The sequence below is a fragment of the Rhodococcus sp. 14C212 genome (assembly GCF_011058195.1).
GTDB classification, from domain to species: Bacteria; Actinomycetota; Actinomycetes; order Mycobacteriales; family Mycobacteriaceae; genus Rhodococcus; species Rhodococcus aetherivorans.
In genome coordinates, this window is the sequence record NZ_JAALEH010000037.1 from 1 (window position 1) to 12185 (window position 12185).

Consider the following 12185-nt stretch of genomic DNA (forward strand, 5'->3'; position numbering starts at 1 on the left):
CGGCGTCGTCGAGGTACTCGGTGACATCGCGGCGCGGATCGACCACCACCGCCCGGCCGGTGCTCTCGTCACCGATCAGGTACGACGCGTGCGACAGGCACTCGATGTAGTACTGCTCGAGAATCATCGTGGTTCCTCCGTATGAGTCGATTTCGTCCTCGATATGGACAACCCTGCCACATACCCCCTAGGGTATGTCAAGTACCCCGTGGGGTATCTCCGCGAACCTCGCCCCTACCGCAGGAAGCACAACGATGAACACTCCCGTCGACCCCGCCCCCAGGACCGCCGTCACCCCCGAAGCCGATACCCAGGTGCTGCACCGGCTGCGCCGCGCGCAGGGGCAGCTCGCCGGCGTCATCGCCATGCTCGAGTCCGGCCGCGAGTGCCGGGACGTGGTGACCCAGCTCGCCGCCGTCTCCCGGGCGCTCGACCGCGCCGGGTTCAAGATCGTTGCCGCCCAGCTTCGTCGGTGCATGCTCGACGAGGGGGACGACACGTGCCCGGACCGGCTCACCGAGGAACAGCTCGAGCGCCTCTTCCTCGCGCTGGCCTGAGAGAGACCGCCCGACGACGACGTGCGCGACGTGGTGGCGCGATCAGCGCCGTCGGGCCCGGACCACCGTGTCGTGCACGGTGACGGCGCGTCCGTCCGGGTCGGTGACCGACCGCGCGACGGCGGCATCGGTGACGACGTCCCAGCCGTCGGGATCGAGCAACGCCACGACGTCTCCTCCCGTGAAGAACAGCTCGGGCCGCGGCGGGCGCGGCACGGTGGTCTGCAGGTCGGAGGGGTGATGCCCGACGACCAGGAGGGTGCCGCCGGGAGCGACCGCCTCCGCGAGCCCACGGAAGAGGACGTCGCGTTCCGGTTGCGGCAGGTGCATGTACTGCGCGGAGACCAGGTCGTACCGCCCCCGGCCCGGATCCCACGCGGTGAGGTTCTCGTGCAGCCACGTGATGCGCCCGGCGATCTCGGCGCCGGCCCGATCCGCGTGCTCGGCGGCGCGTTGCAGGGCGACGCCGGACACGTCCACCCCGTCGACCCGCCAGCCGCGCCGCGCGAGCCAGATGGCGTCCGCGCCCTCGCCGCAGCCGACGTCGAGGGCGCGGCCGGGCTCGAGTTCGGCCGCCTCCCCCACGAGATGACGGTTCGGCTCACCGCTCCAGAGCGCGGGACGGGAACGGTAGCGCTCGTCCCAGAGTTCTTCGTCGAGTTGGTTTTCCGGCACTGCGACTCCTTCGGTCGTCGGTACGGGTGGTCGGGCGCGTCAGTCGCGGAGCGGGAAGCCGATTCGGGACAACAGCTTCCGGGGACGAGACACCGGCGGCGGGAGCAGTTCGCCGGCCCGCTCGGGGAGTTCCCGCTCGATCGCGGCCTCGATCTCGCGCACCCCGGGATTGACCAGGGCGACCCCTCCCACGAAGACGGTCGGCACGGTCTCGTCGCCGCCGGTGACCGCACGGACCCGCCCCGCGGCCGCGGGGTCCTGCCAGATGTCGATCTCGCGGGTGTCGATGCCGCGCCGGCGCAGGGCCCGGCGCAGCCGCGAACAGAACGGGCACCCGGGTCGCCACAGCACTTCGATCCCGTCGACGAAGTCCGCCGATGTCATCTCGTCGCTCCTCTCACAGCACGTCCCGACCAATATACCCGAGGGGGTATGTTTTTCTCGGGCGTTGCGCACGGTCTCGTAGGACGCGGCGCGGAAGGTCTCGAACTCGTCGATCCGTCCCGGCGGTGACTTTCGACCCTTCCCGGCTGCGGTCCACGAGCGCACCGTGAACACAACCGCGACCTGCTGCGGGATGGGAGGAACGTCGTGACCGCCTGGATCATCCTCGCCGGCGTGCTCCTCGTCGTGGTGATGTTCGTGTTGTCGCAGTCGGTGCACGTCGTCACCCAGTACGAGAAGGGCGTGCTCTTCCGGTTCGGTCGGCTGATCGGGGTGAAGGAACCCGGCCTTCATCTGATCATCCCGATCGTCGACCGTCTCACGAAGGTGTCGATGCGGATCGTCACGATGCCGATCCAGTCCCAGGGGATCATCACGCGCGACAACGTCAGCGTGGACATCTCCGCAGTCGCCTATTTCCGTGTCATCGACGCCGTGAAATCGGTCGTCGCGATCGAGAACGTCGCCGCTGCGATCGATCAGATCGCCCAGACCACGCTGCGCAGGGTGGTCGGCCGGCACACCCTCGACGAGGCACTGTCGGAGACCGACGTCATCAACGTCCACATCCGAGAATTCCTCGACGTGTCCACCCTCGAATGGGGCGTGGAGGTGACCCTGGTGGAACTGAAGGACATCCAGCTTCCCGACAGCATGAAACGTGCCATGGCCCGTCAGGCCGAGGCCGAGCGGGAGAAGCGCGCCAAGATCATCGCGGCGGAAGGTGAGTCGATGGCGGCCGCCGCGCTCGGAGACGCCTCCGACACGATGATGGCCCACCCCCTGGCCCTGCAATTGCGCAACCTGCAGACCCTGGTGGAGCTGGGGGTCGAGAAGAACACCACCGTCGTGTTCCCGGCCCCGATGATGAGTGCCATCGGCGAACTGAAGACATTCCTCGAACACGAAGCCACCGCGGCAGCGGCAGCGGCCGCCCAGCGCACACCGGTGGCGCCCACCTCCGGCCTCGTCGGCAACGGCACGTCGGCACCCACCGCGGCGGCACCCGTCGCTGCGGCACCCCCCGTGCCGGCGCGAGGAGGGTAACGGCCGGGACGGGACTCGACGGCGGATCGGTGATCGTCACCGGTCGCAGCCGCTGCCCTCTTTCCGGCCCGGGGGCGACACACGGGTGCTTCAATGGTCGGGTGTGCAGATGGATGGCCTACTCGGGCGAGCCGATCCTCGTGGAGGATCTGCTGTTCAAGCCCGAGCATTCACTCATCGACCAGAGCTTGCACTCCCACCTCGGAGCCACCACCACCAACGGTGACGGATTCGGAATCGGCTGGTACGGAATAGGTTCCGAACCCGCGATGTTCAAGAGCATCGATCCGGCGTGGAACAATCACAACCTGCGGGAGATCGCCGGGCAGATCCGCACCCCGCTGCTGTTCGCGCACGTGCGGGCCTCGACCGGCACGCAGGTGCAGCGCAGCAACTGCCACCCGTTCCGGCACGAGGAATGGCTGTGGATGCACAACGGCGAGATCCTCGGCTTCCGGGAGATCAAACGGGAACTGATGATGGCCGTGGATCCGTCGCTGTACCCGGACATCGCAGGTACCACGGACTCCGAGGTGCTGTTCTTCCTCGCACTCACGTTCGGTCTGCGGGACGATCCGTTCACCGCGGTCGGCCGTGCGGTCGGGATGGTCGAGAAGGTCGCCCGCGACCGCGGGATCGACGATCCCGTGCAGATGACCGTGGCCACCACGGCCGGCGACACCATCTGGGTGTTCCGCTACTCCAGCGAGGGCCGGACCCGGTCGCTGTTCTATTCCACCGAGGTCGCCAAGCTCCGCGAGCTGCACCCCGAGGTGGAGATGTTCCATCGCCTGGGCATCGACACCCGGTTCGTCGTGTCCGAACCGCTCCGCGATCTGCCGGGCGCGTGGAACGAGATGCCCGAGTCCTCCGCCGCCGTGGTCGGCCCCGCCGGCAACGACATCCGGCCGTTCCGGCCGCTCGAACCGGTGTAACCCCGAGAGGTCGATGCCATGAGTCTCGACAGTTCCCCGAAGGGGCCCGCGGTGGCCTCGGGTTCCGCACTGGTGCTCGCGGTGCTGGCGTCGGGGCAGTTCCTGATGACGCTCGACAGCTCCGTGATGAACGTGTCGATGGCGACCGTGGCCGAGGACGTGGGCACCACCATCACCGGTATCCAGACCGCTATCACCCTCTACACCCTGGTGATGGCCACCTTGATGATCACCGGCGGCAAGATCGGCACCATCCTCGGGCGGCGCCGCGCGTTCGGCCTCGGCCTGATCATCTACGGCACCGGCTCGTTCGTCACCGGTATCGCGCCGAATCTCACCGTCCTCCTCATCGGCTGGTCCCTGCTCGAGGGCATCGGCGCCGCCCTGATCATGCCCGCGATCGTTTCCCTGGTCGCGGCGAACTTCCCCACCGAACGCCGCCCCGCCGCCTACGGATTGGTGGCCGCGGCGGGTGCCGCGGCAGTCGCGGTGGGGCCGTTGCTCGGTGGGGCGGTGACCACCTTCGCGTCCTGGCGCTACGTCTTCTTCGGCGAGGTCGTCATCGTCGTCCTGATCCTGCTCGCGCTGCGTCGCGTGGAGGACATTCCACCGCAGCGGATCCGGCTCGACCTCGTCGGCTCGCTCCTGTCGATCGTCGGCCTGGGAATGTTCGTCTACGGCGTGCTGCGCTCGAGCGAATGGGGCTGGATCCAGACCAAACCCGGCGGACCGGCGATCCTGGGACTGTCCCCCGTCATCTGGTTGCTGCTGGGCGGACTCCTCGTGCTCTACCTGTTCCTTCGCCGGGAGACGTACCTGGCGAAGACGGGCGGCGAACCACTGGTCGACCCCGCGCTGCTGAAGAACAGCCAGCTCTCCGGCGGGCTGGGCATGTTCTTCGCCCAATTCCTCATTCAGGCCGGGGTGTTCTTCTCCGTCCCCCTGTTCCTGTCGGTGGTCCTCGAACTCAGTGCGCTCGAGACGGGTGTGCGGATCCTCCCGCTGTCGATCGCTCTGGTCCTGGCGGCCGTCGGTATCCCCAAGCTGCGACCCCAGGCGAATCCCCGGCGCATCGTCCGGATCGGCCTCGGGACCATGGCCGTCGGCATCCTCATCCTCGTGGGCGGGATGGATCCCGGCGCAAATGCGGCGGTCGTGTCGATCCCGATGCTGCTGATGGGTCTCGGACTGGGTGCGCTGGCCTCGCAGCTCGGTGCGGTCACGGTGTCCGCGGTGCCGGACTCGCAGAGCGCCGAGGTCGGCGGTCTGCAGAACACGGCGACCAATCTCGGCGCGTCACTGGGGACCGCCCTGATCGGGTCCATCCTGATCGCCACCCTGACCACCTCCGTCATCGCCGGCATCGAGAACAACCCGGCCGTGCCGGAATCGGTGCAACAGCAGGCCACCACCGACATGGCTGCCGGGGTGCCGTTCCTGTCCGACACCCAGCTGGAGGGTGCCCTGGACGAGGCGGGGGTGGATGAGGCCACCGCGGATGCGATCGTCGAGGTCAACTCGGACGCACGGCTCGAGGCCCTGCAGGTGGCCTTCGCCGTCACGGCACTGATCACCGTCGCCGCACTGTTCGGCACCGGATCGCTACCGCGCCTGCCGGTGGGCGCACGGACCGGCGAGGGTCAGCGCAGGCCCGACGAGACCGACGACGAGCGCTGAGGCCGCCAGGCCAGGTCCCGGAGCCGCACCCAGTCCCAGGTGGGTGCCGAGACCAGGGTTCCCGGACGGTGCCGGGGCACCCGCACCCGCAGCGCCTGCGGCTCGATCGTGCATCGCACCGGCGTGGGCAACATCAACGCTTCCCCGTCCACGCCCACCGGTATCTCCGGCGCCTCCGCGTCGACGACCACCTCGGTGGCCACGCGCTGAACCAGCCCGCGGCTGTGAGTACGGCGCAGCAGGCCGACTGCCTGCCCGGCGCCCGCCACCGAGATCGCCACCACTCCGAGCACCCCGCGATCCAGACGTGGCCGGCGTCCCATCCCCGCGAGGTCGTCGGTCGCGTACGGGCCGTTGCTCACCAGGACGGCCTGCGCGCCCTCCACCGGCGTGTCCCCGTCGATGCGGGCACGCAGCCGGGTGGCGCTGTCGCGGGCGAGCAGGTCGGGCATCATCCGAAGCGCCGTCCCGGCCTTGTCATCCCGGTACTCCGGGCTCTGCACCACGTCGGCGTAGACACCGAACGAGGCGTTGTTGACGAACACCCGTCCCCCGATCCTGCCGAGATCGACGCGCAGTTCCACACCGTCACGCAGCGCATCCAGGCCTGCGGCCGGGTCCTCCCGATCCAGTCCCAGGTCCAGGGCGAAGTGGTTCCGCGTACCGGCGCTGATCACCAGGAACGGCAGACCGTGCTCGGCCGCGATCGCCGCCACCAGGGCCTGTGTCCCGTCGCCTCCGGCGACACCGAGCAGGTCGGCGCCACGCTCCACCGCCTGCCGGGCCAGGACCTCGACATCGACGGGAACCGGTCCGGCGAGCAGGGCCACCTCGGCACCGAGTTCCTCGGCCTTGCGTTGCAGATCGAACTTCACGACCTTGCCGCCGCCGGACCGGGGATTCATCACGAGGAAGGGCCGGCGGACCGGTCCGACGGGATATTCGGGCATCCCCTGCTCTGCGTCGCGTCGCAGTGCCGCCCTCGCACACACCAGGGCGAGCAGCACCAGCGCCGTCTGCACCAGCACAACCCAGAGCAGGCGCTCTCGTACGAACAGCACGAGCAGAGCGAGCGGTGCGAGCACGACCACGGTCAGAGACAGCACCCGCAGCAGTCCCCGGCTCGCGAGGAACCAGTACGCGGCCGCGAACGTCACCACCACCATCGCCACGCTCACCACCAGGAGTGCGACGGCTCCGCGCAGGCCCGCGCCGATCACCGGAACGGCGGCGGCGCAGAAGACGGCGACGAACGCCGCCCGAGCCCACCACGTGCGCGAGGGCGGCACCTCGTCGCCGGGAACGGCGCCCATCGGACTCACGTCCCCGTCTTCGAGCCCGGGAGTTTCTCCGTCGGTTGGTCGTCCGCCGGGGGCCCGCCCGTCGGTGGTGCCGACGCCGCGTCCTCCACGGGCTGCTCCCAGGCTCGGGCCGGCCGGATCAGCACCTCGAGCGCGAGCAGGGCCAGCAGAGCACCGAGAACGACCCACACGACCACGAGACCGGTCGGATACCGCCAGAACATCAACATCAGCGCGGCGATCCCGATGATGGCGAGCCGCAGTGCGGTCCGAGCCCGGTACGCGCCGGCTTCCACCTGGTTCGGTGGCCGCGTCTTGCGGGCCCGCTGCACCGCGTCCATGCCTCGTCCGAACCCACGGCGGACGGCTGCTGCGGAGGCCGATCCCCCGGTCAGATACGCCCCGACCGCGATCACCAGGCCCAGAACCGCCACCGCCCGCAGCGCGTTCCGCAGCGGCACCAGCACGGTGTCGACAATCGCCGTGGCGGCGTCCGGGGACAGTGCGTCCGGGGGAATATTGTCGAGATAGAGCGCTCGGACGACGATGAGCGCGATCGCGAGGATCAGCATCCCCACGAGCAGTGCCGCGCCGACGAACGCGAGGGCACGACGGCGACGGCCGGGCGGAGCCACGGCCACCGCGGCCACGGCGGCGGCGATTGTCAGCCACGGCAGCACGTCCGAGGCCGTGTCCAGTGCGTTGACCGCCCGTTGTGCCTTGACCAGCTCCGGCGACTGGAAGAGCACGAACTGCTTGTCGATGTCCGGGATCTTCTCGGCGAAGGTGAATCCTCGCTCCAGCAGACGAGCCTGAACGTTGTCGATGATGGTGCCGAGGGAGATGCTGACCGTGCCGCTCTCGTCCACCGTCACCGACGACGGACCGACATTACCGGTGACCACCGCCACCAACGCGGTATGTGCGGCGCGGTTGGCCTGGATCCACAGATCCTCGAACTGGTCGGTCTGCACCAGAGACAGCACCGTGTCGTACACGAAGTTGCGCGCCTGACCGGCGATCACCGGCGCCAATCCCTCGACCGCCCGGTCCACCCGCGGCGCATCCGCGGTCGCCGGAACCGCATCGGTGAGGGCCGTCAGCGCGTCGGCGGTCAGCCCTTCGACGTCCACGCGCGTGAAGATCTCGTCGGTGACCGTACCCGCGATCTCGGTCTGGATCGCGGGATCGGAACCCAGCGGTGCCACGGTGGCGACGTACCGATCCGTGTCGAGGACTTCACTGCGCACGAATCGCGCCGTCACCGACGTGATCGCCAGCAGGGCGACCAGCACGGTCAGGATCGCCACCGCGGTCCAGCGCAGCGCGTGCCGCGGCGGGCGCGACACGGGAGGCGGCGGCGGCGGTGCCTCGGGCGCGGCGGCCGTCTGCGCGCGCAGCGCGGCCACCTCTGACCGTAATCGCTCCAGTTCGGCGCGCTCGGTGGTGTCGAGCGGAGCGGTCCCCGTGCCGCTGCGCGTCAGGTCGCTGTCCATCGTCTTCTCTTTCCACTCGGTCACAGAGGCACGGCGCACAGACGAAGCGTGCCCTGGAGGCACGAGACGACCCGCCCCTTCACATCGCGCCGATCGGCGGCCGGTCCGACCGAACACGCCGGACCGGCCTCCGGTCGAACCTAGTAGTCCAGCCGTGGATTCCAGGTCGATACCGCCCAGATGACCACCACGTCGAGAGCGATGACCAGAATCGACCACCACGGGTAGTACGGCAACCACATGAAGTTGAGCAGGATCGACAGGGCCGCGATGACGATCGCCGCGACTCGCGCCCAGGTGGCTCCGGTGATGAGAGCGATGCCCACCAGGATCATGACGGCACCCGCGACGATGTGGACCCAGCCCCAGGCGGTGAAATCGAACTTGAAGGTGTATTCCTGTCCCACCACGAACAGTTCGTCCTCCGCCACCGCCGCGATCCCCTGCAGCAGTTGCAGGATTCCCACGGTGATGAGAATGACGGCGGCACCGATCGAAGTACCCGCCGCGATCCCCTGCTTGACGCTCCCCTCGCCGGCACTGTTCCGGCCCACGCTGTTGTGGCTGACACTGCCCTGACCGACACGCATATCCTCGGACACGACCCGTCCCCTTCCCTGAGATGTGGTTCGGTGAAACTGTGGTGAAATGTCCTGCCCTATCGCTTCATTCCCTCATCCGCCGGGTGAACCGCGGATCCGGGACGCGGATCGGGTCTGCGCCCACGACTCGGGCTTCAGGTCGTCGACCTGCACGCCGGGACCATAGAACTCGTGAACCAGGCCGAGGACACGGGCGAGCACCTCCGCGTCCGTGAGATCGTCCCGGAGCACCACATGCAGTTGAGCCGGACTGTCACCGGATTCCGTCGACCACACCAATCGGCAAGCCCAGTCGCTCATCTCGGTCCCCCTGCGTGGCGTCGTTTCCGGCAACCGGATAGCGGAACCCTCTCCGGGCCGAACAGCACCCGGGTGTGCGCGTCCGGCCGGCCTGTAGAGGCGAGGGCGGTCAACCCAACGTCCATCCCGGGCTCCTTCCGGCATCGTTCCATTCGCGATCCAGCGCCGACATCCTCCGCCGCACGCCGACGCGATGAACTCCGTAGAGGAGCAGCAGGGCGATGCCGGAGCCGACCCCCCACACCGTGAGCGCGGCACTGACACCGGCCACGACACCGTCCGAGCCCGTCCTGGGCGCGGCGACGGGATCACCGGTCGAGTCGATCCAGATGTCGATCGTCTCGCCCGGCTTCGCGCCGAAGGGCGTCTCCACCTTCCCCGTGCGCGTTTCGCCGGGTCCGGTCGTCCACCGCGCGGTCGCTCGGTCCAGGTCCCCCGGACCCCGGGTCGCAGTGTCCGTCATCGAACCGGCGTCCGTCGGAGTCGGTTCCTCGAGAATGAGCGCTGTCACTTCGTGGCGTTCCAGCCGTTCCTCCAGCGCCAACTGGCCGACCCGGGCGTAGGTCGCCGTTCCGTACGCAGCGGCAAGAGGTACCAGGGCAAGCACGAACATCGCGACGACCAGAACGAGTGCGGATTCGAATCGCTCGGATCGTCGCATCAGCGGGTTGCCGCTCCACGGAGCGCGGCGCCACAACCGGAGGACCAGGGGCTGCTCTGCGTTCATCTCGAAACTCCTGCAGTTACGTGACTACAGTGTTCCGCCGACGACAGCCTGTGGCGTAGGGCACAAGGTCATCGCTCGTTCGGGCGATCAGGAACGAGGGTCGCCCGGCCGACCGCCTCGGGCCGACGGGCCCGGGGGTTCGGTTCCCGCTGCGTACTCCTGCATGGGCACGTCGTCGGCCGCCCACGCCTTCATCACCGGATCGACGATCCGCCAGGCTTCCTCGGCCTCGTCGCCCCGAATGAACAACGTCGGGTTGTTGTGGAGCATCCCGAGGAGCAGATTGGCGTACGGAGTCCGGCCCGATGCCGGCTCCATCAACTCGAGCTCCTGGTGTGCGGCCCGATCGTCCGGGCCGTTGAGGTTTGTGGACAGCCGCACGTACGGTTCGGTGAGGCCGAGCCTGAGCACATTCGGCTCGACACCCGGCCACAGGTCGAGCAGGTATTTCGGCATTGCCCGGTAGTGAATCGCGATCTCGGCGGTGTCTGCGGCCAGAGCCTTGCCCGACCGCAGGGTGAACGGCACTCCGGCCCATCGAGGATTGTTCACCCCCAGGGTCAAGGACGCATACGTCTCGGTGTTGCGGGTGGGATCGACTCCTGGTTCGTCCACATAGGAGGGAACCTGCCGGGTCCCGATGGTGCCGGCGGTGTACCGGGCACGGACCGAATCACTGCACAGCGTCTCCGCGGACGGCGTGGCCACTGCCCGCAGCGCCTCGACCCGCACTCCGCGGAAGGAGTGCGGGTCGATCCGGGCAGGCTGTTCCATGAGCACCAGCGCCATGACCTCCATCAGATGGTTCTGCACCATGTCCTTCATGGCGCCGGCGCCGTCGTAGTACCCCGCCCGGCCTTCGAGGGTCAGGCTCTCGAGCCAGCTGATGTCCACCCGCTCCACGTGCACGGCGTTCCAGGTGGGCTCGAAGACCCGGTTGAGGAACCGGAGCACCAGGATCCGGCGGACGAGTTCGTTGGACAGGAAGTGATCGACGCGGAAGATCGTCGGCTCGGGAAGCTGGACCCGCAGGAGATCGTTGAGTTCGCGGGCCGACTCCAAGTCGGTGCCGAAGGGCTTCTCGACGGCCACCGCATCGGATCGGCGCAGTTTCGCCGCGGCGAGCGCCGTCAGCACCCCACGGAGCAGACTCGGCGGAAGCGCCAGATAGACGAGGGTGTCCGGCCCGTCGTCACCAAGCACACGGCACACGTCCTCTGCCCGGGTCACGTCGGCCGGCTCGTACCCGAGCATCCGCACGACGGCGTCCTTCGCCGCCGGCTTCGCGGTCGAGTGTGCATCGAGGCCCTCGGCGATGTGTTCGCGGAACTGCTCGGTCGACCAGTCCGTGTTCGCCGAACCCACAATGGTGAGCTGCGGCGGTAGCAGTTCGGCCTCGGCGAGCTGTGCGACCGCCGGCATCACCAGGCGACTGGTCAGATCGCCGGAGGCTCCGAACAGAACGATGCGTTCGATCATCGTGTCACCCTTTCTCGGGTCGGGGTGGAGGGCGGGCTACGGCGACGGCCGGGCGCCCGAATACCGTGGGGAGGGAGGCCCCGTCACGCCTGGACGGCAGCGGAGGATCGCCCCGGCCTCGGGTTGCGCCGCGCGCTCGGCTTCGGGGAGATCGAACCAGGAGGTCGTGATGTAGAGATCTCCTCCGTCGGCACCTCCGAAGGCGATCGAGGTGGGATTGGACGTAGGAAGTTCCACCACACCGTCGAGCGTGCCGTCGGCGCGATAGCGGTGGACGGCCCCGGCTCGTCCCAGCGCGATCCACAGCATGCCGTCGTCGTCGACGCTCATACCGTCCGGCCAGAACCCTGTGTCGCCGAACTCGACGAAGCGGCGACGGCCGGTGAGGACACCGGTGACGGAGTCCAGATCGAACACGTCCACGATGCCGAGGGCCGTGTCGGCCAGATAGAGACGTTCCCGGGAGTCGTCGAAGGCCGGGCCGTTGGAGATCGTGAGGCCGTCGACGACGCGCGTCACCGTGTCGCCGTCCACCCGGTACAACGACGCGTTCCGTGGACGTTTGTCGAAAGCCATCGTGCCGACCCAGGCTCGGCTCCGGCCGTCGATCTTGACGTCGTTCGCCCGGTTCTCGGGTCTGTCCTGCTCGATGGGAACACGCAGTTGCAGCGAGCCTGTCCGACGGTCGAGGAGTGCCAGGCCCTCGGGACTCGCGACGAGCGGTTCCCCCGACGCATCGAGCACTACGCCGCCCGGTTGGCCGGGCGTGCTCCACGCGCTGTCACCACCCGACGACGGGTCCAGACAGTGCACCCGCTCTCCGGTGATGTCGACCCACCACAGCCGGCCGCTCGCCGCATCCCAGGTCGGGCCCTCGGCGTGCTGGGCCCGGATGCTCGACGCCACCTCGACCGACGTGTCACCCATGCCGCAGCCCTGCGATTC

At 68.7% G+C, this 12185-nt stretch carries 13 protein-coding genes; 4 read left to right on the plus strand and 9 right to left on the minus strand.

What is annotated here, in order from left to right; all coding sequences use genetic code 11:
• Window positions 1-254 precede the first annotated feature (254 nt).
• Window positions 255-557 carry a metal-sensitive transcriptional regulator gene (locus G6038_RS16995; RefSeq protein WP_165038992.1) on the plus strand — a complete coding sequence of 101 codons (303 nt, stop codon included), beginning with the start codon at window positions 255-257 and terminating at the stop codon, window positions 555-557.
• A gap of 42 nt (window positions 558-599) precedes the next feature.
• Here G6038_RS16995 and G6038_RS17000 read toward each other — a convergent pair whose 3' ends face one another.
• Entirely contained in the window at window positions 600-1232 is a 633-nt protein-coding gene (locus G6038_RS17000) for a class I SAM-dependent methyltransferase (RefSeq protein ID WP_165038993.1), read from the minus strand.
• 39 nt (window positions 1233-1271) lie between these two features.
• Window positions 1272-1616 (minus strand): glutaredoxin domain-containing protein, encoded by a 345-nt coding sequence (locus tag G6038_RS17005; protein ID WP_165038994.1) that lies wholly within the window; start codon window positions 1614-1616, stop codon window positions 1272-1274.
• Between the two features lie 207 nt (window positions 1617-1823).
• Here G6038_RS17005 and G6038_RS17010 point away from each other — a divergent pair, with 207 nt between their 5' ends.
• The 3 genes from G6038_RS17010 to G6038_RS17020 all read left to right on the plus strand — a co-directional run bounded on the left by G6038_RS17010 (window position 1824) and on the right by G6038_RS17020 (window position 5335).
• Window positions 1824-2723 (plus strand): slipin family protein, encoded by a 900-nt coding sequence (locus G6038_RS17010; protein ID WP_165038995.1) that lies wholly within the window; start codon window positions 1824-1826, stop codon window positions 2721-2723.
• A 113-nt stretch (window positions 2724-2836) separates the two neighbouring features.
• The gene (locus G6038_RS17015) at window positions 2837-3658 is read left to right on the plus strand and encodes a class II glutamine amidotransferase (RefSeq protein WP_165039041.1); all 822 of its coding nucleotides are present in this window, start codon (window positions 2837-2839) and stop codon (window positions 3656-3658) included.
• Window positions 3659-3676: 18 nt separating this feature from the next.
• Window positions 3677-5335 carry an MFS transporter gene (locus tag G6038_RS17020; RefSeq protein WP_165038996.1) on the plus strand — a complete coding sequence of 553 codons (1659 nt, stop codon included), beginning with the start codon at window positions 3677-3679 and terminating at the stop codon, window positions 5333-5335.
• Here the strand turns inward: G6038_RS17020 and G6038_RS17025 are convergent.
• The 7 genes from G6038_RS17025 to G6038_RS17055 all read right to left on the minus strand — a co-directional run bounded on the left by G6038_RS17025 (window position 5299) and on the right by G6038_RS17055 (window position 12167).
• Window positions 5299-6648 (minus strand): diacylglycerol kinase family protein, encoded by a 1350-nt coding sequence (locus G6038_RS17025; protein ID WP_206024945.1) that lies wholly within the window; start codon window positions 6646-6648, stop codon window positions 5299-5301. The two genes, G6038_RS17020 and G6038_RS17025, sit on opposite strands and share 37 nt — an antisense overlap.
• A 5-nt stretch (window positions 6649-6653) precedes the next feature.
• Window positions 6654-8132: a hypothetical protein gene (locus G6038_RS17030; RefSeq protein ID WP_165039042.1), complete on the minus strand. Its 1479-nt coding sequence runs from the start codon at window positions 8130-8132 to the stop codon at window positions 6654-6656.
• A 140-nt stretch (window positions 8133-8272) separates the two neighbouring features.
• Window positions 8273-8734, minus strand: coding sequence for a hypothetical protein (locus tag G6038_RS17035; protein WP_165038998.1), 462 nt, complete (start codon window positions 8732-8734; stop codon window positions 8273-8275).
• A 72-nt stretch (window positions 8735-8806) separates the two neighbouring features.
• Entirely contained in the window at window positions 8807-9034 is a 228-nt protein-coding gene (locus G6038_RS17040) for a hypothetical protein (protein WP_165038999.1), read from the minus strand.
• A 109-nt stretch (window positions 9035-9143) separates the two neighbouring features.
• Entirely contained in the window at window positions 9144-9761 is a 618-nt protein-coding gene (locus tag G6038_RS17045) for a hypothetical protein (RefSeq protein ID WP_165039000.1), read from the minus strand.
• 87 nt (window positions 9762-9848) lie between these two features.
• Window positions 9849-11240, minus strand: a complete 1392-nt coding sequence (locus G6038_RS17050) for a glucose-6-phosphate dehydrogenase (protein ID WP_165039001.1) — start codon at window positions 11238-11240, stop codon at window positions 9849-9851.
• Between the two features lie 36 nt (window positions 11241-11276).
• Window positions 11277-12167, minus strand: coding sequence for an SMP-30/gluconolactonase/LRE family protein (locus G6038_RS17055; RefSeq protein WP_165039002.1), 891 nt, complete (start codon window positions 12165-12167; stop codon window positions 11277-11279).
• Window positions 12168-12185 lie beyond the last annotated feature (18 nt).

Bases quoted from the DNA above. Each gene is read 5' to 3' on its own strand.
- G6038_RS16995 (WP_165038992.1), top strand. From the start codon at position 255: ATGAACACTCCCGTCGACCCCGCCCCCAGGACCGCCGTCACCCCCGAA.
- G6038_RS17005 (WP_165038994.1), bottom strand. From the start codon at position 1,616: ATGACATCGGCGGACTTCGTCGACGGGATCGAAGTGCTGTGGCGACCC.
- G6038_RS17015 (WP_165039041.1), top strand. From the start codon at position 2,837: ATGGCCTACTCGGGCGAGCCGATCCTCGTGGAGGATCTGCTGTTCAAG.
- G6038_RS17020 (WP_165038996.1), top strand. From the start codon at position 3,677: ATGAGTCTCGACAGTTCCCCGAAGGGGCCCGCGGTGGCCTCGGGTTCC.
- G6038_RS17025 (WP_206024945.1), bottom strand. From the start codon at position 6,648: ATGGGCGCCGTTCCCGGCGACGAGGTGCCGCCCTCGCGCACGTGGTGG.
- G6038_RS17030 (WP_165039042.1), bottom strand. From the start codon at position 8,132: ATGGACAGCGACCTGACGCGCAGCGGCACGGGGACCGCTCCGCTCGAC.
- G6038_RS17040 (WP_165038999.1), bottom strand. From the start codon at position 9,034: ATGAGCGACTGGGCTTGCCGATTGGTGTGGTCGACGGAATCCGGTGAC.
- G6038_RS17045 (WP_165039000.1), bottom strand. From the start codon at position 9,761: ATGAACGCAGAGCAGCCCCTGGTCCTCCGGTTGTGGCGCCGCGCTCCG.
- G6038_RS17050 (WP_165039001.1), bottom strand. From the start codon at position 11,240: ATGATCGAACGCATCGTTCTGTTCGGAGCCTCCGGCGATCTGACCAGT.
- G6038_RS17055 (WP_165039002.1), bottom strand. From the start codon at position 12,167: ATGGGTGACACGTCGGTCGAGGTGGCGTCGAGCATCCGGGCCCAGCAC.